Annotated in this window: 22 protein-coding genes; 1 reads left to right on the forward strand and 21 read right to left on the reverse strand. The window is 37.1% G+C overall.

Annotation, left to right across the window (positions count from 1 at the left end; genetic code table 11):
• Positions 1 to 108: 108 nt before the first annotated feature.
• From panD to ACFSUL_RS01870, 10 genes are all read right to left on the reverse strand, one after another.
• Positions 109 to 492: an aspartate 1-decarboxylase gene (gene panD, locus ACFSUL_RS01825; protein WP_377932167.1), complete on the reverse strand. Its 384-nt coding sequence runs from the start codon at positions 490 to 492 to the stop codon at positions 109 to 111.
• A gap of 17 nt (positions 493 to 509) precedes the next feature.
• Positions 510 to 1,355, reverse strand: coding sequence for a pantoate--beta-alanine ligase (gene panC / locus ACFSUL_RS01830; protein ID WP_377932169.1), 846 nt, complete (start codon positions 1,353 to 1,355; stop codon positions 510 to 512).
• Positions 1,355 to 2,191 carry a 3-methyl-2-oxobutanoate hydroxymethyltransferase gene (gene panB, locus ACFSUL_RS01835; protein WP_377932171.1) on the reverse strand — a complete coding sequence of 279 codons (837 nt, stop codon included), beginning with the start codon at positions 2,189 to 2,191 and terminating at the stop codon, positions 1,355 to 1,357. Before panB ends, panC begins: the two co-directional genes overlap by 1 nt.
• Positions 2,192 to 3,097: 906 nt before the next feature.
• Complete coding sequence (locus tag ACFSUL_RS01840; protein WP_377932173.1) at positions 3,098 to 4,081, reverse strand: biotin--[acetyl-CoA-carboxylase] ligase; 984 nt, start codon at positions 4,079 to 4,081, stop codon at positions 3,098 to 3,100.
• Entirely contained in the window at positions 4,066 to 5,259 is a 1,194-nt protein-coding gene (locus ACFSUL_RS01845) for a CCA tRNA nucleotidyltransferase (protein ID WP_377932175.1), read from the reverse strand. Before ACFSUL_RS01845 ends, ACFSUL_RS01840 begins: the two co-directional genes overlap by 16 nt.
• Before the next feature lie 17 nt (positions 5,260 to 5,276).
• Complete coding sequence (gene bshA, locus ACFSUL_RS01850) at positions 5,277 to 6,404, reverse strand: N-acetyl-alpha-D-glucosaminyl L-malate synthase BshA (protein ID WP_377932177.1); 1,128 nt, start codon at positions 6,402 to 6,404, stop codon at positions 5,277 to 5,279.
• Positions 6,401 to 7,102 carry a bacillithiol biosynthesis deacetylase BshB1 gene (gene bshB1, locus ACFSUL_RS01855; protein ID WP_377932179.1) on the reverse strand — a complete coding sequence of 234 codons (702 nt, stop codon included), beginning with the start codon at positions 7,100 to 7,102 and terminating at the stop codon, positions 6,401 to 6,403. Before bshB1 ends, bshA begins: the two co-directional genes overlap by 4 nt.
• Before the next feature lie 6 nt (positions 7,103 to 7,108).
• Positions 7,109 to 7,510: a methylglyoxal synthase gene (gene mgsA, locus ACFSUL_RS01860; protein ID WP_071411509.1), complete on the reverse strand. Its 402-nt coding sequence runs from the start codon at positions 7,508 to 7,510 to the stop codon at positions 7,109 to 7,111.
• A 13-nt stretch (positions 7,511 to 7,523) separates the two neighbouring features.
• Positions 7,524 to 8,297, reverse strand: a complete 774-nt coding sequence (dapB, locus tag ACFSUL_RS01865) for a 4-hydroxy-tetrahydrodipicolinate reductase (RefSeq protein WP_377932181.1) — start codon at positions 8,295 to 8,297, stop codon at positions 7,524 to 7,526.
• The gene (locus ACFSUL_RS01870; protein WP_377932183.1) at positions 8,284 to 8,634 is read right to left on the reverse strand and encodes a nucleotide pyrophosphohydrolase; all 351 of its coding nucleotides are present in this window, start codon (positions 8,632 to 8,634) and stop codon (positions 8,284 to 8,286) included. The genes dapB and ACFSUL_RS01870 overlap by 14 nt, the downstream gene beginning before the upstream one ends.
• A 205-nt stretch (positions 8,635 to 8,839) precedes the next feature.
• Here ACFSUL_RS01870 and ACFSUL_RS01875 point away from each other — a divergent pair, with 205 nt between their 5' ends.
• Positions 8,840 to 9,712 (forward strand): YitT family protein, encoded by an 873-nt coding sequence (locus ACFSUL_RS01875; protein WP_377932185.1) that lies wholly within the window; start codon positions 8,840 to 8,842, stop codon positions 9,710 to 9,712.
• 97 nt (positions 9,713 to 9,809) lie between these two features.
• On the opposite strand, the gene ACFSUL_RS01880 is transcribed toward ACFSUL_RS01875, so the two are convergent.
• The 11 genes from ACFSUL_RS01880 to aroA all read right to left on the reverse strand — a co-directional run bounded on the left by ACFSUL_RS01880 (position 9,810) and on the right by aroA (position 19,526).
• Positions 9,810 to 10,490: a zinc metallopeptidase gene (locus ACFSUL_RS01880; RefSeq protein ID WP_377932187.1), complete on the reverse strand. Its 681-nt coding sequence runs from the start codon at positions 10,488 to 10,490 to the stop codon at positions 9,810 to 9,812.
• A gap of 59 nt (positions 10,491 to 10,549) precedes the next feature.
• On the reverse strand, positions 10,550 to 11,341 hold the full coding sequence (ypjB, locus tag ACFSUL_RS01885) for a sporulation protein YpjB (protein ID WP_377932188.1): 792 nt from the start codon (positions 11,339 to 11,341) through the stop codon (positions 10,550 to 10,552).
• Positions 11,342 to 11,520: 179 nt separating this feature from the next.
• Positions 11,521 to 12,111 (reverse strand): DUF1405 domain-containing protein, encoded by a 591-nt coding sequence (locus ACFSUL_RS01890; RefSeq protein WP_377932190.1) that lies wholly within the window; start codon positions 12,109 to 12,111, stop codon positions 11,521 to 11,523.
• Positions 12,112 to 12,290: 179 nt separating this feature from the next.
• Positions 12,291 to 13,070: a menaquinol-cytochrome c reductase cytochrome b/c subunit gene (locus ACFSUL_RS01895; protein WP_377932192.1), complete on the reverse strand. Its 780-nt coding sequence runs from the start codon at positions 13,068 to 13,070 to the stop codon at positions 12,291 to 12,293.
• Positions 13,071 to 13,123: 53 nt separating this feature from the next.
• Positions 13,124 to 13,798 carry a menaquinol-cytochrome c reductase cytochrome b subunit gene (qcrB, locus tag ACFSUL_RS01900; RefSeq protein ID WP_071411502.1) on the reverse strand — a complete coding sequence of 225 codons (675 nt, stop codon included), beginning with the start codon at positions 13,796 to 13,798 and terminating at the stop codon, positions 13,124 to 13,126.
• Between the two features lie 14 nt (positions 13,799 to 13,812).
• Entirely contained in the window at positions 13,813 to 14,322 is a 510-nt protein-coding gene (locus ACFSUL_RS01905) for a ubiquinol-cytochrome c reductase iron-sulfur subunit (RefSeq protein WP_377932194.1), read from the reverse strand.
• 140 nt (positions 14,323 to 14,462) lie between these two features.
• On the reverse strand, positions 14,463 to 14,927 hold the full coding sequence (locus ACFSUL_RS01910) for a YpiF family protein (RefSeq protein ID WP_377932196.1): 465 nt from the start codon (positions 14,925 to 14,927) through the stop codon (positions 14,463 to 14,465).
• 242 nt (positions 14,928 to 15,169) lie between these two features.
• Entirely contained in the window at positions 15,170 to 15,727 is a 558-nt protein-coding gene (locus ACFSUL_RS01915; RefSeq protein WP_377932198.1) for a ReoY family proteolytic degradation factor, read from the reverse strand.
• A 30-nt stretch (positions 15,728 to 15,757) separates the two neighbouring features.
• Complete coding sequence (locus ACFSUL_RS01920) at positions 15,758 to 17,017, reverse strand: tetratricopeptide repeat protein (protein WP_377932200.1); 1,260 nt, start codon at positions 17,015 to 17,017, stop codon at positions 15,758 to 15,760.
• Between the two features lie 39 nt (positions 17,018 to 17,056).
• Positions 17,057 to 17,953, reverse strand: a complete 897-nt coding sequence (locus tag ACFSUL_RS01925; protein ID WP_377932202.1) for a hypothetical protein — start codon at positions 17,951 to 17,953, stop codon at positions 17,057 to 17,059.
• A gap of 277 nt (positions 17,954 to 18,230) precedes the next feature.
• Entirely contained in the window at positions 18,231 to 19,526 is a 1,296-nt protein-coding gene (aroA, locus tag ACFSUL_RS01930) for a 3-phosphoshikimate 1-carboxyvinyltransferase (protein WP_377932204.1), read from the reverse strand.

The following is a 19,526-nucleotide window of genomic DNA, read 5'->3' on the forward strand; positions in this document are numbered from 1 at the left end:
ACGAGGGAATTCTATCGAGATTTTTATGTTTTGTCTATTGCCAAGATTGTTTTTCAACAGTATGAAAGGATTGATTCTTTTTTAGAATCAATCCTTTCTAGTACATTTTTAAAAGATTGTTGCTTCTGGTTCATAGTTTATCATTTCGACAACATGATTGTTTTCATCCATTATTGCTACTTTAGGATAGTGGCTATTTACTTTTTCCTCGGAAATAAGCTTGTACGATATGATAATAACGGTATCATCTTTTTGAACTAATCTAGCAGCCGCGCCGTTTAAACATATTACACCGCTACCTCTTTCCCCAGCGATAATATAAGTTTCCAGCCGTGCACCATTATTATTATTTACAATCTGTACCTTTTCATTTGGGAGCATGTCCACCTTGTCCAGAATGTCTTGGTCAATCGTTATACTTCCTACATAGTTTAAATTAGCTTCTGTTACTCTTGCACGATGAATCTTTCCATTCATCATTGTTCTATACATACATAGTCCCCTTTTCGCTATACATTGATGATTATGTTATCAATAAGGCGTGCCTCTTTAAATTGCACCGCTAACGCAATAATAATTTCCCCTTGGAGCTTCTCTACTCTTTCTAGTTTAGGATAAGAATAGATTTCAATATAATCTATGGCACCAGTTATATGAAGGCTAAGAAAGTCTTTTATGGAATTCTTTACTTCCTCCGGGTCATCACGACCATTTTCTATTTTTTCTTTAGCCCTTTTCAAACTTTCATATAAAGCGGGTGCCTCTGCTCTTTCTGTTTCTGACAAATATACATTTCTAGAGCTTTTTGCTAAGCCATCTATTTCTCTAACTGTTGGTACTCGTACTACTTCAATTGGAAAAAAGTAATCTTCTACAAGTCCTTCTATTACGGCAATCTGCTGAGCATCCTTCAACCCGAAGTATACTTTTTCTGGTTGAATAATATGGAATAGTTTTGTTAAAACAGTAACGACTCCATCAAAGTGTCCTTCTCGTTTTGCCCCGCATAAGACATTAACTCTTTCTTTTACGAGCATTTTCACAGAAAGAGGTTTAGGATACATTTCAGATGCATCTGGATAGAAAAGATAATGAACCCCTGCATCCTCTGCAAGGGCAGCATCTTTTTCTACATTACGGGGATAGCATTCAAAATCTTCGTTAGGTCCAAATTGTAATGGATTAACAAAAACACTCATTACAATGATATCATTTTCTCTCTGTGCTTCTTTTACAAGGGATAGGTGCCCTTCATGAAGAGCACCCATCGTCGGGACGAATCCAATTGATTTCCCCAAACTTTTACTATATCGAATTTCCTGTTGCATTTCCTTTATATTTTGAATAATTTTCACTACTTCACACCGCCGTATAAGGATTTCAGTTCCTCTTCTTTCATCTTGAAGGTATGTTCCTCACTTGGAAATTTCCTGTGTTGAACATCCTCCACATACGAGCGAATGCTAGATAATACAACTTCATTTATATTACTATATTGTTTTACGAATTTAGGTACTCGTTCTACTCCATATGTTATAAGATCATGAAAAACAAGGACTTGCCCATCAGTTTCATCTCCAGCACCAATTCCTATTGTTGGGATAGTTATCGACTCGGATACTTCCTTTGCTATTTGCTTTGGAACACATTCTAAAACAAGAGCAAAAGCACCTGCTTTTTCACATTCTTTTGCATCTTCCACTAACTTTCTTGCCGTTTCAGCCGTTTTCCCTTGAACTTTATAACCTCCCAACACACCGACAGATTGTGGTGTTAATCCTAAATGGGCTACAGTAGGTATTCCTGCCGAAGTCAATGCTTTTATCATTTCAATAACATGCTCTCCACCTTCTACTTTAACAGCATTTGCCCCCCCTTCTTGCATCAGGGTAGCAGCTGTTTTTAATGTTTCTTCCCTTGATAGGTGGTACGTCATAAATGGCATATCCGTTACAATGAATGTGTCTTTAGCCCCTCTTTTCACTGCCTTCGTATGATGTACCATATCTTCCGTTGTAACGGGAATAGTAGAATCATAACCAAGAACGACCATACCTAATGAATCACCGACAAGAATCAAATCTACACCTGCTTCTTGCGCAAGCTTAGCAGATGGATAATCATAGGCTGTTAACATCGTAATCCTTCTGTCGTCCTTTTTCATTTTTAAAAAATCCGTTGTCTGCTTCATTTTTCTCCTCCTATTTTTCTGAAGTTAAATGAGAAAACTCTTCCCATTTTAGCGAAAACTTCTAGAACAATAGAGGTGACGAAACGGTGGATGAAAGCATTTTCATTTAATAGAACAAAAAACATTACATAGTTAGTCCTTGAAGATAACTATCTATGTTAGCCTTTTTCCTAATAATGAAAAAAATCCCCTCATTAAAAAATGACAAAGGGATTCGTGCATTCGGTATAATTGTTTCGACCCTCTGTCCCAGTCCTCGATGGATCAAGGCAGAATCATATAAAAATAGTACTATAATACACTGCAGGTGCAGTTCTTAGAAGATACTGCCCATTAAAAGTATAGCATAATCATATTGCAGTGTCAGTCTCCGACCAATAAAGTGTTTCGATAGGAAGGGAAAGTAGGTCATCTACGCTTTAATTAGATAAGAGGACAGACCCGTCTGCATTTGAAATCGGTAGTTTATATACCCGTCCAAGAGGCAGAGAGGTCTGTCCCCCATACTTGTTATAAAAAGGCTATTTTCGTAAAGATTGTTGCTTTTAACAGAAAACTAAGTTGGACCTACTGAGTTGATTCTCGCTGCGGGAGGAGAGGAAAGTGGGAGACCCCGCAGACGACGATGGCTAGCTCGCTGTGAAAAAGATAAAATTCCCAAAAGGCAAAAAGCGCCTTTAGGAAATTTTCCTATTTTCTTCACGAGCCGGGCAAGCCGCTTCCGCTTTTCTAGGAGGCTCCCATTCCTTCCCGAGGAGTCTTGTGCTCGTAGCTAAAATCAACGGACAAAATTCGTAAATAAAAACAACAATCTATGAGAAAAGAGCCTATAAAAAAGAATGATTTACATACACACTCGTCCAACAAAGTGGTCAGGACTGTAGGGGACTAACACCGCACACTACTTCAATCATTCAATTCAATATCTGCAGAATAAATTTTATGAATCGTCCCTGCTTCGTCTTCTATTTTCAATACTCCATCTTCTGTTATCCCTAATGCTTTTCCTCTAATAATCCCCGTTATCGTTGTTGCTTTAATTGTTCTTCCAATACTGATAGCATAACTTTCCCACAACAACTTAATTGGTTTGAATCCTTCCTGCAAATATACATTATAGAGATTTTCCATATTTTCAAGAATAGATTGTACAAGTGCCGGCCTACTAATATTATCGCCTTTTTCAATAGCTAAAGAAGTAGCAATCCTTTGCAGTTCATCAGGGAAATGTTCTTTTTTCTGGTTTACATTAATTCCAATTCCCATAATGATAGAATTGATTTTGTCAGACTCGGCTTGTAGTTCTGTTAATATCCCTGTCACCTTTTTTCCTGCTAATAGAATATCATTAGGCCATTTAATCTCCGGCTCAAGAGTACAAACTTCTTGTATTGCCTGTACAACCGCTACCGCAGCTAGTAATGTAAACTGTGGTGCTTTTTGCGGTGGCAATGCTGGTCTTAATATTAAACTCATCCAGACACCCGTCCCTTTAGAAGAATGCCATTCCCTCATAAGTCGGCCTCTTCCTTCAGTTTGTTCATCTGCTATAACAAGTGTTCCTTCTTCTGCACCGTTTTGAGCAAGCTTGTGTGCAATTTTCTGAGTCGATCCTACCGATTCCTCATAATGAACGACACTGCCAAGTTTTTTTGTTTTTAATCCTAATAATATTTCATTTTGCGATACTTTATCAGGTGTATCAATAATTCTGTATCCTTTTTTCCTTATAGCCTCTAGCTGAAAACCCTCTTTACGAAGTTCTTCAATGTGTTTCCAAACCGCAGTTCTAGAACAACCGACAATATCAGCCAAAGCCTGTCCTGATAAGAATTCTCCTTCAGCTTTCGTAAAAGCATCTAATATTTTCTTTCTTAAATTAGTTTGCAACGATGAAGCCACCCCCTTATAGCGTTTTTCTCATTCTGTATTTCGCCGTTAATAACTGACTTTTCTGCAGTATCCAAAATTTGTTTGATCCATCGTCCAGGTTTTTTATTTGTCCATTGTAGTAAATCATTGCCTGTTAAATCCAATTCACTCCGATTCTTTATAGGCAAACTTTCATATATAGTAGTGATGTAGTCTACCTCAACACTCTTTTTTCCTTCTAGAACAGAATATACGTTTTCTACTCGATGCGCTGTTGGTAAGCCCGCACAGTACACTAAATAGTTCGACCAGTCATTACCCAAACGTTCTTGTAAAAACGTCAGGTCTTTACACAATCTTTTTATCGTCTTAGTCGATAATCTCCACTTAATTAAAAAATGCTTCGGTTGCTCTTCCTGTAATAGATATAGAAGTAGTAGCCAGCTTTCAGCACTTGTTAATGAATGAATTGGAAGATTAGTCATTCGAATTAAAGAATCCTGTTTACTAGATAAACCAGGCAAGTGGTTATATAATTTCGAGGACAATAAGAGTTCTAGCGCTTTTTGCTTGTTTTGTCCGGATAAAAGTTTTTCAAATTCTTGCGTTACTCTTTCAATTGCAATATGTCTTAATAAAGAATGATGTTCAGCTAACGCTTTGCTTGTTTCCACTTCTAATGCAAACCCCAATTGACTGACAAAACGAACGGCTCTCATCATTCTTAAAGCATCTTCTGAAAATCTTTCTTTTGCTGAACCTACCGATCTAATAACCCTTGATTGAATATCCTCATACCCATTAAAAGGGTCATGAATTTCACCAGATATGTCCATTGCTATACTGTTCATCGTAAAATCTCTACGTTTTAAATCTTCTACTAAAGAGCGAATGAATTCAACAGCTTCTGGTCTTCTATAATCATTGTACTCTGACTCAGTCCTAAAAGTGGTTATTTCGTATTCTTCTCCATTTTCAAGTACTAAAACTGTTCCATGTTCAATCCCCACATCTACCGTATGCGGAAAAATCTTTTTTACTTCAGAGGGAAAAGCAGAGGTAGCAATATCAACATCGTTTATCTGTCTACCCATTAGATAGTCACGAACAGAACCGCCAACAAAGTATGCTTCATAGCCTGCTTGTTCTATCTTATTTAATAGTGGAATTGCCTTTTCAAAAAGAGTCGGTACCATCTGCATCCCCTCCTTGTTTAAAGTAAATTGTGATAAATTTCTTCATAGTGTTCAACGATTTTACTCCAATGAAATTTATTTCGAACAGTTGATAACGCATTTTCGGAAAACTGTTTATGTAATTCAACATTTTGCAGCAACTGTAGCGATTTTTTTCCTACTTCATCGGTATTACCCAGTTCACATATGTAGCCATTATAATTATTCTCGATAACTTCTGGAATTCCACCAATATTCGTTCCAATACAAGGAACACCACAAGCCATCGCTTCCAATGCGACAAGTCCAAAGCTTTCCTTTTCTGAAAGGAGAAGCATTAAATCACTAATCGAATATAGTTCTTCCAAGTTATCTTGCTTTCCTAAAAATAAAACTTTATCGGTTATTCCCAAGTCATTAACTAGTTTACAAATTACTGTCATTTCCGGACCATCTCCAACTAACAATAACTTTGTAGGAATAGCTGACTGGATATAATAAAAAGATCTTACTACATCTTGTACTCTTTTCACTCCACGAAAATTAGAAACATGTATGACAACCTGCTCATCTTCGTCTATCCCGTACTCTGACCTTAAATCAGTGGAATCAACACATTGATAAACTCTTTCATCAATAAAATTATAAACAGTATCTATTTCTTTTTGCGGTTGTATTAAATCATATGTTTGCCCTACTAATGATTTCGAAACAGCAGTTACATAATCAGACTTTTCAATTCCAAAACGAATTGCTTCTTTTAAAGAAGGATCATCCCCAAGTACCGTAATATCTGTACCGTGTAATGTTGTTACAATTTTAACGTCTGTACCAGACATTTGTTTTCCTAATATCGCACATACTGCATGAGGTATTGCATAATGCACATGAAGAATATCAAGATTCTCTCTTTTTATTACTTCTGCCATCTTATTGGCAAGCGCAATATCATACGGTGGGTATTGAAAAACAGAATATTGATTCACTTCTACCTGATGAAAATAGATGTTGTGATACATTTTATTCAATCGAAATGGGATACTCGATGTAATAAAATGTATTTCATGTCCTTTTTCTGCAAGAAGTTTTCCAAGCTCTGTTGCTACCACACCGGAACCACCCACAGTCGGGTAGCAAGTGATACCTATTTTTAATTTCATGGTCATTCTCCTATCAAGTCATCCTTCAATACAAGGGTCCCTTGGGAAAAAAAGCCTTCTGCATACTGTAGTCCTGCTTCTTTTCCCATCATTTTTTCCCGTGCTTTTACTGATTCAATATACCCATCTGTTAAGGGAGTCTTTACGCCGCTCTCCCCCTGAACAAATTGACTTTTATAAGACAAGAGACTATCTATTTTCCTATCTATGTATCCTTCAATATCTACTAAAAAATCGGGGTTATGGAATCCATTTATCATGTAGTAATATACTTTATTTACTTTATGTTTTTCCAACTTGGGAAGGAAATTTTTTATTCCCGCTGAAAAACAAGCCTCTCTTATTAACCTAGATGCATTGCCGTGATCGGGATGGCGATCGTGTTCATATGGAGCAAACACTGCCAATGGTTTGTACTTTCTAATCACTTCTACTGCAGCTTGTATATTATCTTGATTTAAGAAAACACCCCGATCTGGAATTTGTAACGTCTCCCGCTTTACTACTCCTAATTTCTTTGCTGCGTCAAGTGCTTCTTGCTTTCTAAGCGAAACAGTTCCATTAGATGACAATTCAGCCTCTGTAAGATCACAAATGACTACTTTCTTCCCTTCTGAAGCAAGTTTCGCAATTGTTCCTCCCATACCAATCTCTACATCATCGGCATGGGCACCGAAAGCCAATATATCAATAGTTTCACTCATGATGACTTAATCCTCCTTCTGTAAACTCCGCCACTCGATATCACCACGTTCTAATCCCTTCACGAGAACTTCTGCCGTTCCCATATTCGTTGCAAGTGGGACAGTATATACATCACAGAGCCTTATTAATGCGGAAACGTCTGGCTCATGAGGCTGAGCTGTCAAAGGATCACGGAAAAATAATACTAAATCCATTTTATCGTTTGCAATATAGGATCCGATTTCTTGATCGCCGCCTAACGGTCCTGATTTAAATCTGTGAACAGGTAGTTTCGTTTCTTCTTGAATTCTTTTGCCTGTCGTCCCAGTCGCAAATAATTGATGCTCAGAAAAAATAGGTTTATATGCTAATACAAATCGTATTAAATCGTCCTTTTTTTTATCATGAGCTATTAACGCAATATTCATGAACTCACCCTTTTTAATCTAGTATATTTTCTAAACCATATACAAGCGTTTCTAGAGTCATAATCGTATCTACACATACTTTTACACCTGACATAAAGCTTCCACGATGAAAAGAATCATGCTTAATCGTCAAAGCTTGCCCATCTGCGCCGAACATAACTTGCTGATGTGCCACAAGGCCTGGCAGACGAATACTATGTATATGCATACCATCTATATTTGCTCCTCTTGCTCCATCGATTGTTTCTTTTTCATTTGGATGTCCTTGCTGTTTCAAGTTTCTTTGTTCTCGAATCATTTCAGCTGTTTTAACAGCTGTTCCTGAAGGAGCATCCAATTTTTGATCATGGTGCATTTCCAATATTTCAACATCCTCAAAATATTTTGCAGCCATTTTGGAAAACTTCATCATCAAAACAGCCCCCACCGCAAAATTCGGTGCAATAATACAGCCTAATTGTTTTTCTTCACTAATCGCTTTTAATTCTTCAAGCTCGACCGAAGTAAATCCCGTTGTACCTACTACAGGTCTTACACCATATTCAAGAGCTGTTTTTGTATGTACATAGCCGACCTCTGGCGTAGTTAAATCAATTAATACGTCCGGCTTCTCGCTTTGGAAGCACTCCTCAATATTAGTGAATACAGGTATAGTTGTTTCCTTTTCTGGCTGCTTTCGATCTAACATACTTATTAGCTGAAAATGTTCTGTCTCCTCTACCAATTTAACTGCTTCTTTCCCCATTCTTCCTCGTGGTCCTGCTATCGTAATTTTAATTGGATTCATTATTGTTTCTCCCTTCAATTCTTGTCCATCTATCTTTATCTCTTGTATTAAATTTGTGCATCACTCTATCGTGTGCTTCTTCTAAATTAATATTTAGTGAGTTAGCCAAACAAATCGTGACAAACAAAAGATCTCCCAGCTCTTCTTCCACTGTTTTCTCTTTTTCCGTCTTCTTTTTTGGTTTCTCCCCGTAATAATGATTAATTTCCCTTGATAATTCACCAAGTTCTTCTGTTAATCTTGCAATCATTGCGAGTGGACTAAAGTACCCTTCTTTAAATTGACTTATGTAATCATCCACTTCTTTTTGCATTTGCTCCATTGATTTATTGGACATAATAGCTACCACTCCTTAACCTTACTCCAAATCCTGAATTAAACAAAATATACCTTCTCTCATGTTAGCTAAATCATTATACTTTTACAAATATTAAGTACAACTTTGATAAGTATAAAAGGCGGCTCTTATTGCTAGTTTTATCTTATTACATTATAATGTGTCTGTTATTGGGGAATATCAATAACAAGGAGGGAGAACGAACATGTTAGGATTACGATGGAAGAATATTATTTTCATTTTATTAGGTTCTGCTGTATTTGCGTTTGGACTTGTACATTTTAATATGCAAAACAATCTTGCAGAAGGTGGATTTACTGGGATCACATTATTGCTTTATTTCTTATTCAATATAGACCCTTCTTATTCCAATCTCGCTTTAAACATACCGTTGTTTTTTCTTGGATGGAAGTTGTTAGGCAGAAAGGCTTTTTACTACACTATTCTCGGAACTGTCAGTCTCTCTGTTTATTTATGGATTTTTCAACGCTATCAACTACAAATTCCTTTAGAAGGAGATTTATTTTTAGCTGCGTTGTTTGCTGGGATTTTTCTTGGAATTGGTTTAGGAATTATTTTTCGATACGGAGGAACTACCGGCGGAGTAGATATTATCGCTCGTTTGGCTCATAAATACATAGGATGGAGCATGGGAAAAACGATGTTTATGTTTGATGCGGTTGTTATCGCTATCTCACTCATCACTTATTTGGATCATCGAGAAGCAATGTACACACTTGTAGCAGTATTTGTTGGAGCAAGAGTCATCGACTTTATGCAAGAAGGAGCCTATGCAGCAAGAGGTGCTATGATTATATCAGAAAAGAATGAAGAAATAGCGGACGTTATTCTCGAAAAAATGGACCGCGGTGTAACTGTTTTAAAAGGTCATGGGTCATTCACCAAAACCGATCGTGAGGTTCTTTATTGTGTTGTCGGTAAAAATGAAATTGTCCGTCTTAAAAATATTATCACAGGAGTCGATCCTCATGCTTTTGTATCCGTAACGGTTGTGCATGATGTTTTAGGGGAAGGCTTTACATTAGATGCAGATAAAAATCCACTAGATGATCATTAATAATACTATTAACTAAATGTTTTCAATATAAAAGCTGAGTGGAATACACTCAGCTTTTATTGTTCCGCAAATCAAAGTTTTCGCTTCTATTTTTGTTTTAGTCGTCACTTTGCATTCCCGTAAAGATTAACACTAAACGAAGAAGTTCAATAACAGCTACTGCTGCTGCTGCTACATATGTCATTGCTGCAGCATTTAACACTTTACGTGCATGCCTTTCTTCTTCATTACGTATTAATCCCAAAGAAACAATTTGATTCATCGCTCTCGATGAGGCATTAAATTCAACAGGTAGTGTAATTAATTGAAAGACAACTCCAGCTGCTAGTAAAATGATACCTAGTAAGAACATTCCTGAAATTTGTGAAAAAATCCCGATTAATAAGAAAACCCATGATAGGTTTTGTCCTATATTTGCAACAGGTACAAGTGCATGACGGAAACGAAGAAATGCATAACTTTCTGCATCCTGAATCGCATGACCTACTTCATGTGCAGCAACCGCTGCACCAGCAACGGAATGTCCATGATAGTTATTTGGTGATAAGGCAACTGTTTTCGTAACGGGGTTATAATGGTCACTCAAGAATCCTCTTCCTTCCACAACCTTCACGTTATAGATACCATTTTCATCCAAGATTCTTCTCGCCATTTCAGCCCCTGTCATTCCTGATGTCGTCGCAACTTTTGAATACTTTTTAAACGTGCTCTTCACACGTAATTGTGCCCAAATTGGAATAAGAGCAATCAATAAAAAGTATAGTATAAAACCAGCCATTTAATGATAACCTCCAAAAAGTTATATTACTCAAATTTTATATGGCGATAGAGCTGTTGTCAATCTTTAAGCCTTTTTGCCTTTTTTGATTCTTCTGACTCCCCTTTATATTTTCTCCAACCTACATAGGACAATGTAAGAATAATAATGCTCCCAGTCGAAATGATTACCCACCATAATGATGGGTCACTTTCATCCTCCGTTACACCATCAAACAGGTTCTGCAAATCCTTTTCCAAATCAGAAAGGGTTTCTTGTGGGTTTGTACTTTGAATTACATCTTGACGATATTGATCTATATAAGAGATCCTTGTGTCTAATTCCTGTGCTTTATCTACAGGTATATCTAACTTCAAGCTCGGTTGGATGATATTGTACTTTGTTAAAAAAGAATTTAGTGTACTATGATACTCTTCACTATTGCCATTCTCCGCTGCTGTTTTCACTTGCTGAAAAGTTGTCATAATTGGATCTTCCATCTCCGTCCATAACGGCTGGTATTGACTCGATAATGTGTCCATAACAAGCCTAAAGCTTGTTACCGTATTTACTCTTTGTTGTAAATTCATGCTTGTACTATTTACGGCTTCTACTGCTTGATTATGCGCAACCGTTAACACTCTCAGCTCATCCATAGAAAATGAATGATGAACAGAAGCAACAGAAAACTCATCTGAAAAGTGTTGCAACAACTGCTTTGCTTCTTCTAAACGACCAACTTTTGTCATTTGCAAAGCTTGATCTGCAATATTATCTAATTCACTAATCGGAGATTCCTCAGCTAGCATTGAACTTGGAAATAAAAAAAATAGCACTAGTAAAGGTATAATATATAATCGGATAATCTTCATACTTGTCCCTCCTCAAACTACTAATAAATTGTATGAAAGGGTGGACAAGAGTAGACCAAGAAAAGTGGAAGCCCCCATTCAGTTCGCGAAGAAAATAGGAAACTCCCCCTAAAGGAGCTTTTTTGCCTTTAGGGGGAGTTTCCCTTTTTCACAGCGAGCTAGCCGCTGAAGCTAGACAACTACATAGAGAGGTCGAGCCTTTTGGTTTTTTGTGTATAAAAATAACATATTCCTATAGAGACAACGCTCAACCAAAAAGTAAAATAGCCAATATGTTGAATATATAAATATAGTTTAGAATAGACAGGAAATTGCATGTAAACATAATCAATAATATCATTATGTATAGTCCAAATGGCTCCAATAACAATATGCCACAGTTTCACACGATAAAACGATGAATACAGAATACCTTGAACTGCCATCGCAAAATGAGAGGCAATAAGCATATATCCTTCCCACGGCATTTCTCCTGAAACAATCAGTGTCAAAATATTCATAACTACCGCCCATACCCCATACTTGAAAAGTGTAATAATTGCCAGTACCTCAAATATAGGCCAATTCCTTTTTAATAAAAAAGCGATTAGAACAAAGCAGAAAAACAAGCTTGCTGTTGGACTATCAGGTACAAATACTAAGAATTCTGGAGAAGTCCTTTCAAGCTGCGGTAAGTACCATATATATCCATACACAGTACCAAGTAGGTTAATAATTAACAGCAACCAGAGAAAAGACCTTGACTTTAATACTGAAAGAATCCAAATCACGTGAACCTTTCCTTTCTCACTAAGGTATTGCCCCCCACTTAGCAAGTTTGAAGTGAGGGATCTTCTTTCGGGAAATGATAAAGTGAAACTTCAATCCGCAGGGATTCCCCTATTTCCTCAAGACACTCAAACTGAACAAAAAAGAGCCAACGCTGTGCTGGCTCTTTTTGTATAGTTAGTTATTCTGCTTTTAGACCTGAGATAAACTCACCAAGTTTATCCAGTTCTTCATCCGAACCTTTAAACAATCCTGCAGGCATGCCAGGTGGTTTACCATTTACCGCAATATCTTTTACTTCGTCAGCGGAAAGTCCAGTGTCGACTAATGCCGGACCAGCTCCACCATCAAGATTTTCACCATGGCAATTGATACAACCATTTGCTTGATCGGAATAAATTTTATAACCTTCAGACTCTTTATCAATCTCTACTTCTGCAACAATCTGACCTTGTTTCTCTGCAGCTTCCCAGTCATGATTGACAACAGACTCCCAAGTTAAGTATATTACACCTGCAACAGCAAGTAGCATAAATCCAGTTGCTAAAGGGCGTTTTAATGGTCGGCGATGTGGTCCCCTGTCGATAAATGGCGCTAACAATAAGCCGCCAAAGATGATACCAGGAATTACGAAAGCACCAATTATATTATACGGTCCTGATGCATAAGTATACTTTAACAATTGATATAGAAATAGGAAATACCAGTCTGGCAAAGGTATGTAACCAGTATCCGTTGGATCAGCCATACGCTCCAATGGCGACGGATGTGCTACCGTTAAGCATAAATAACCAATAAGAAAAACAGCACCAACTAGCCACTCTTTTAATAAAAAGTTAGGCCAAAAAGCTTCTGTTTTTCCAGGGTATTCCGAATAATCTTTAGGTATATTCGGCTTACGTTCAGAAAGTGCAGGAACACGTGAATCTCCTACAAACTTCATCCCTTTTCCTCGATGCATTGCGTCCCCCTCCTTTAAGTTAGGCTATTAGTATTCTTCAATTATGCTAGATTTTATAGTGGACCTGAGATACCTTGTTTACGAATCATCAGGAAGTGAGCCCCCATTAATCCTAGCAATGCTGCAGGCAAGAAGAACACGTGGATTGCAAAGAAACGCGTAAGTGTTTGAGCTCCAGTAATATCAGGAGATCCGGCAAGTAATGTTTTAACCATATCACCGATAAACGGTGTACTTCCCGCAATTTCAAGTACAACCTTTGTCGCAAATAAAGCTTTCATATCCCAAGGTAGAAGATATCCTGTTACTCCAAGACCAAGCATTACAAAGAATATAAGTACTCCAACAACCCAGTTTAATTCACGAGGTTTCTTGTACGCACCTTGGAAGAATACACGTAGCGTATGTAAAAACATCATTACAATTACTAAACTTGCTCCCCAGTGGTGCATTCCACGTACGATTTGACCAAAAGCAACCTCATTTTGCAAATAATATACGGATTCCCAAGCGTTTTTAATATCTGGTACATAATACATTGTTAAAAACATACCAGAAAGGATTTGAATTACAGTAATGAAGAAAGTCAATCCACCAAAACAGTAAACGAACGCGGAAAAATGATGCGCTGGGTTTACGTGTTCAGGAACTTCATGATCTGCAATATCACGCCACAAAGGCGTAATGTCCAAACGCTCATCGACCCAATCATAAATTCTATTGAGCACAGATTACGCCCCCCTTACTTAACAAATTTATTTGGTTCCGGTTTACCAAGATAAAGAAGTCCATCTTTTTCTTTAACTGGATAGGAATCCAACGGTGCTGTAGGTGGTGTCCCCGGAACGTTTTTACCGCTCTTTTCATAAAGGCCACCATGACATGGACAGTAGAACATGTTTGGATTACTTTTGTCACCATCCCAGTTAACTGTACATCCTAAATGTTTACATACTGGAGATAAAGCAACAATTTCCCCCTTATTGTCCTTATAAACCCACGCCGTTTGCGTTACATCAGATGTGTACCACGCATCTTTTTGTTCATAAGTAAAGTCTACACGCACTGGTTTTTCCGTTATCTCGTCAATTTTCTGCTTAGTAGCTTTGAAGTCTCCCGCAGCTTCAGCTGACAAGATTGGATCAACTGCAAATCGAACCATTGGCATTAGCATACCAGCAGCCATGAAACCGCCTACACCAGTTAGTGTATAGTTAAGGAATTGACGTCTTGATACACGTTGTTTGCTCATCCTTTTCCCCCCTCTATCGTAAGGTAAGTCCATCGGACATTTTTCGCACAAATATAAAACTAGGACATCACTATGATATATTAAAGTTGGTACAAGGTCAATAACTGACAGAATCAATTGATGTCAACAATGTGACGTTTTTATGAATTCTTTTGCCACTTCTGAACAATTACATTTAATAACTGCTTTACCTGATCTTCCATAATCGAATGCTTGTACTGCTCCTCCATATGTTCAAGTGGTATTGACGGTACCCAGATTAAATTATCACCGAGGTCTTCCTCAACTTTTTTCCAGCCACTATCAGACGTTAATAAGAAAGCATGTTTTATCCCACTCTGTGTCACCGCTTCTGTCCACATAGATAAATTCGCTTTTAAATCCTCCTTTGTTTGGCTTAGTAAGTATGTAAATGGGGGGGTGATAATCATACGACCTTTAAATTGTCGTTCTAAATGAAGTTGTAATAAAGAAATAAATTCATTCTGAGCAGCTGATGTTTTTATCTCATCAAGAAAATCCACAGGAATCAACGGAATAACAGCAGTATCAATAAACTCTTTTTCTCTCAATAACACATCAATATCTTTCCCAATCCAGTTCATATTAAACCCTCGCTTTTATTGTCTTATAGTACAAATCTAATCATATCATTTTTCATTCTAACAATAAATTTTTATTAGAAATGTGGAAGCTGCTTATCGCCCTCCTTTAGCCGCCCGAATTGGACAAACAAAAAAGCGAAGCACCATAGCAGGTCACTTCACTTTTTCCCATTTATTAATATCAAGTATATAAGTATCTACCGAAAATCCAATGAGACTTTCACTACTTCGTGGGGGTTTTACTAACTATAGGCTTCACTTCCCCCTACTTTTTTTAGTTGTTCTGAAAGCTTTTTAAACATCTCCTTGTCCTGACGATCTAAAGCCTCATCAATTGCTTTTAATAACCTGTCTCGCTGAAAAGTTTGGATACTTTCTTTCAAAAATTGTTCTGCGATAATCCGGTCTTTTTCATTTATTACTAAATACTTTGGCATAAAAGGATTCTCTTCTAGTACAGCGGCATATTGATAGCTTGCATTTGACTTGCTAAAATTCAACTGAATATAAATGTCCTCTTCCTTATTCAATCGAATATCATGGAAAGACTTTTCCGCATCAGTTGTCATAATGTTTTCCTTATAAAAACGAAATGGAACATCCTCTACACAATGCGTTGACATAACTAATCCTCTTGGACAGTATTGAGCTTCCTCGACGAAGTGTACTTTTTTCATCAGTTGATCGTGACTCATTAAATAGTTAAGAATCCAAACGCATTCTCTTCTTTTCAGTTGGTATCGATTCAGAAACCAACGAATAAACTCCTTCTTCTCGTTGACAGAAACAGGGGTGGTCATCGTATTCCCTCCTCTGTAAAATACATTTTCTTAGTCTCTCAAACTTTCAATCATCTCTTGCCATTCAACATTTGATGGATCCTGACGAAGTAATTCCTTATATATTTCGATTGCCTCTTCCCTCAGCCCTTCTTCGATGAGAAATTCTCCATATTCAATTAAAAATCCCTCATGATTCTTAAAGTAAGTATATGCAGTACGGTAATGATTTAATGCATCATTATATTGTTCAAGTCCTTCAAATGCTTTTGCAGAATCCCAATGAATTTGCGGGTCTTCTTCTCCTTCTGCTTTCAACATATTAATAATTTCAAGAACATCCGAATATCTCTCATTAGTGAAAAATAATTTATTTAGAGTAAATGCTGCCTCAGAATAACCTGGGTCTAATGCTAGTGATTGGCGCAGCAATGACTCTGCATCTTCCTCTAGTGCCTGCTTAAGGGCTATTTTCCCACCAAACAAGTAAAGTTCTTTATTGAACTCATCCTTACTTATTCCTTCTTGTACTGTTTCAAAACTCTCTTTCAATTTTTCTTCATGTTCGTAAGCTTTAGCTAACAATAAATATACGGAATTATATTCAGGGTCTAATTCTTTAACAGAAATAAACTTTTCAATTGCTGTTTCGTAAAACCCTGCTTGATAAGCAGTAAATCCATAACCAAAAAGCGTATTAATTTCTAAGCTGTTACTGCTAGCTTTTTCATAGTGTTTAAGAGCTTCTTCAAATGCCCCCCCGACGCTATAAGCCTCCGCTAGCCGTTGATGAATGTGTACCCCTGCAAATTCCGTTGTACCTCCTGCTAGCAATGAATTGTAAAAGCGAATTGCTTCTAGGAAACGTCCTAATTCCATATATAATTCCGCTAAAGCGAAATCAATAACCTCCTCATTAGGTAGCAACTGCTTCGCTTGTACTAATTTGCGCTCACTTACTTCATGAAGTCCTTGCATTTGATACAGGTCAGCGAGTAATAATAGAGCCCGCGGATATTCTGGATCTTGTTCAGACAATGTTAATAATAGTTCAATTGCTTTTTCCTCATTATCCATTTCAACAAAAACTTCAGATAACCCTACTATTAAGTCACCTTCACCGGGGTATTTTTTTAGAAGATTTTCGTACAGGTCCACTGTTTCCTGTAAAAAACCTAAATGCTGCAGATCTTCTGCCAACAAATATTTCTCCTCATCTGTCCCCGATTTCATTACCTTTTTATAGTCTTTTTTTGCTTTTTCTAAGTTGCCCTCTTCTAATGCAGTTATCATTTGTTCTCTGTATGACATTTGTTAATCCTTTCTTCCTTTTACTCAATTTCTCTAAACCTAAATAAAAAATCTTGGAGTATTAATAATTAGTTCTTTCCCCTCTCCAGGGTAATAAAAGGTTTGATTGTTTACTTTATATAGCTTGCCCTTATTTATAGTTAACCTTGGACAATGACTATCATAATCAATAGACCAATTATCATCAACTGATATTACCTCTGGAATTTCATATAGGTTATAACTTACTTCTCCACCAACTAAAAAATTCCCTCTTTTCGGGTAAATACCAAGTTTTTTTAATTCCTCCAACGAAAGAGGCGTTTTTTGTGATATTTCTTTTGAAAAATGAGGAATATTTTCAGATTTCATCGTTTTTTGCCAAATCTTCAATTCTTTCGCTTTACTATTATTGTCTATTTCTGACGAAAAAAAGGGGGCGAAAATAATGGGATAGTGAAATAATACGTCCTTTATCCATCCCCATTTAATATTTAAAAAGCTATCTCTACTAGATAGATCAATCCAGATAATGGGGATTTTATGCTTTTTACATAAACGTACGAGTTCAGAGGTGATTAATGATGCAGGAGCTACTGCACCTAATAGATAGTCTATGGGGCTATTCAATAGAGTCTTTTTTTTCTGCCGCAATCTTTCTTGAAAATGATGAAAAAAGTCTATTTTAAAAGAAGTTAGTAAGGTTGTACAACCTTTTGAAATAAAGTGCTCAATAAAATAATCTTTCATCATTTTGTGATTTACTGTTTCTGGTAGTGCATTATCACACATTACATGGACAGGTGTCATAATGAAAGGAGATACATCCATTTTCATGTAACGATAGCGGTCAAAGCTTTTTCTTATCGCTTGTATACGGTCCTGTTTCACTAATATGGAAGCTTGTTTCACTTTTTTGTCACTCACCCATTTGGCATTATTTATTATATAAGCCATCCTACCCTTCTCCCTTCTTTATTAGACAAGCTATGATAAAAAAGAGAAAAAAATGCCTCATTTTATCCAAAACTGAAATCACTTTGAACACCTAAAACTAAAAAAAGAAGGTTTCACCATAAGGCTACACCTTCCTGTATATCAAGATAAAGTAAAGCTTCCATTAATGAGAGGCTTTCCCCCGCTGATTGTTAGTTGAACTATTCAGGCTTTTACGAACGGTTATCTCCCCTCTATACTTTCTTCGGTTCCACTAAGTCTTGAGGAGAGAGGTTTACTACCCGTCAATGCGTGATAAAAGTTTTTTTATATCGTCAAAAAAAGTAGGGTAAGAAATATTCACCGCTGCTGAATTTTCTAATACAACATCTGTCTCACAGATTAATGATGCGATAGCTAACGTCATACCGATACGGTGATCTCCCCACGAGTCAACTTGCCCTCCAATTAGCTTTGTAGAGCCTTCAATAATCATACCATCATCTGTCGCTTCAATAGACGCACCCAATTTTTTAAGCTCTTTGACAATAGCATCAATTCTGTTTGTTTCTTTTACTTTTAACTCTTCAGCATCTTTAATAATTGTTTTCCCCTTCGCTTGTGTAGCTAATAGGGCAATAACGGGTAATTCGTCAATTAGAGAAGGAATTAATTCACCACCTATTTCGATACCTGTCAATTCAGATGTTTCTACCGTTACAGTACCGTACGGCTCTCCAGTCGATGACACCTCTTCTACTTGAAGAGACGCACCCATTCTCTTCATAACTTCTATAATACCTGTTCTAGAAGGATTTAACCCTACCCTTGTCAATGTAACTTTACTATTTGGCACAATAGCTCCAGCTACCATAAAAAAAGCTGCTGACGATACATCACTTGGCACAAAAACATCTGTACCTTTCAAGGGCTGATTTCCAATAATTTCAATGGTTCGATTATCTACCGTAACATTACCACCAAATTGCTGAATCATTTTTTCCGTATGATCTCTTGTCTGAAGAGGTTCACGAATGATTGTTTTCCCTTCTGTCTGTAATCCTGCTAAAATAATGCATGATTTCACTTGGGCACTAGCTACAGGCAATGTGTAGTCAAATGACTCCAAGTCCCCACCTCTTATCGAAATAGGGGTGAATTGCCCTTCTTCTCTACCATCAATCTTTGCTCCCATTAACTTCAACGGGTCCGTTACCCGCTTCATTGGCCGCTTCGCAATTGATTCATCACCAATAATTACCGAGTGAAATGGTCGTCCAGCAAGAATTCCTAACATTAATCTTGTCGTAGTTCCTGAATTTCCTACATCAAGAATTTCTTTTGGTTCTTCAAGACCTTCCCAACCGTTACCTTCAACGGTTATGACATTGTCTTCCTCCTTAATACTAACTCCCATGCTTTGGAAACAACGGATTGTACTAAGACAATCTTCTCCTTTTAAAAAGTTATGTATTGTCGTTTTTCCCTCCGCAATAGCCCCAAACATGACCGCTCGATGGGAGATGGACTTATCTCCAGGTACTTGGAGCTCTCCTTTAATACCATTTCTTGCGGGTTTTAATATTAGGTTCAT

The sequence above is a fragment of the Bacillus seohaeanensis genome, assembly GCF_042684945.1.
Lineage (GTDB): Bacteria > Bacillota > Bacilli > Bacillales > Bacillaceae_B > Rossellomorea > Rossellomorea seohaeanensis.

What these genes read in the sequence shown, in the direction of transcription:
- panD (WP_377932167.1), bottom strand. Translation starts at nt 492, where the DNA reads ATGTATAGAACAATGATGAATGGAAAGATTCATCGTGCAAGAGTAACA.
- panB (WP_377932171.1), bottom strand. Translation starts at nt 2,191, where the DNA reads ATGAAGCAGACAACGGATTTTTTAAAAATGAAAAAGGACGACAGAAGG.
- ACFSUL_RS01845 (WP_377932175.1), bottom strand. Translation starts at nt 5,259, where the DNA reads ATGGTACCGACTCTTTTTGAAAAGGCAATTCCACTATTAAATAAGATA.
- bshA (WP_377932177.1), bottom strand. Translation starts at nt 6,404, where the DNA reads ATGACCATGAAATTAAAAATAGGTATCACTTGCTACCCGACTGTGGGT.
- bshB1 (WP_377932179.1), bottom strand. Translation starts at nt 7,102, where the DNA reads ATGAGTGAAACTATTGATATATTGGCTTTCGGTGCCCATGCCGATGAT.
- mgsA (WP_071411509.1), bottom strand. Translation starts at nt 7,510, where the DNA reads ATGAATATTGCGTTAATAGCTCATGATAAAAAAAAGGACGATTTAATA.
- dapB (WP_377932181.1), bottom strand. Translation starts at nt 8,297, where the DNA reads ATGAATCCAATTAAAATTACGATAGCAGGACCACGAGGAAGAATGGGG.
- ACFSUL_RS01870 (WP_377932183.1), bottom strand. Translation starts at nt 8,634, where the DNA reads ATGTCCAATAAATCAATGGAGCAAATGCAAAAAGAAGTGGATGATTAC.
- ACFSUL_RS01875 (WP_377932185.1), top strand. Translation starts at nt 8,840, where the DNA reads ATGTTAGGATTACGATGGAAGAATATTATTTTCATTTTATTAGGTTCT.
- ACFSUL_RS01880 (WP_377932187.1), bottom strand. Translation starts at nt 10,490, where the DNA reads ATGGCTGGTTTTATACTATACTTTTTATTGATTGCTCTTATTCCAATT.
- ypjB (WP_377932188.1), bottom strand. Translation starts at nt 11,341, where the DNA reads ATGAAGATTATCCGATTATATATTATACCTTTACTAGTGCTATTTTTT.
- ACFSUL_RS01895 (WP_377932192.1), bottom strand. Translation starts at nt 13,070, where the DNA reads ATGCATCGAGGAAAAGGGATGAAGTTTGTAGGAGATTCACGTGTTCCT.
- ACFSUL_RS01905 (WP_377932194.1), bottom strand. Translation starts at nt 14,322, where the DNA reads ATGAGCAAACAACGTGTATCAAGACGTCAATTCCTTAACTATACACTA.
- ACFSUL_RS01910 (WP_377932196.1), bottom strand. Translation starts at nt 14,927, where the DNA reads ATGAACTGGATTGGGAAAGATATTGATGTGTTATTGAGAGAAAAAGAG.
- ACFSUL_RS01915 (WP_377932198.1), bottom strand. Translation starts at nt 15,727, where the DNA reads ATGACCACCCCTGTTTCTGTCAACGAGAAGAAGGAGTTTATTCGTTGG.
- ACFSUL_RS01920 (WP_377932200.1), bottom strand. Translation starts at nt 17,017, where the DNA reads ATGTCATACAGAGAACAAATGATAACTGCATTAGAAGAGGGCAACTTA.
- ACFSUL_RS01925 (WP_377932202.1), bottom strand. Translation starts at nt 17,953, where the DNA reads ATGGCTTATATAATAAATAATGCCAAATGGGTGAGTGACAAAAAAGTG.
- aroA (WP_377932204.1), bottom strand. Translation starts at nt 19,526, where the DNA reads ATGAACCTAATATTAAAACCCGCAAGAAATGGTATTAAAGGAGAGCTC.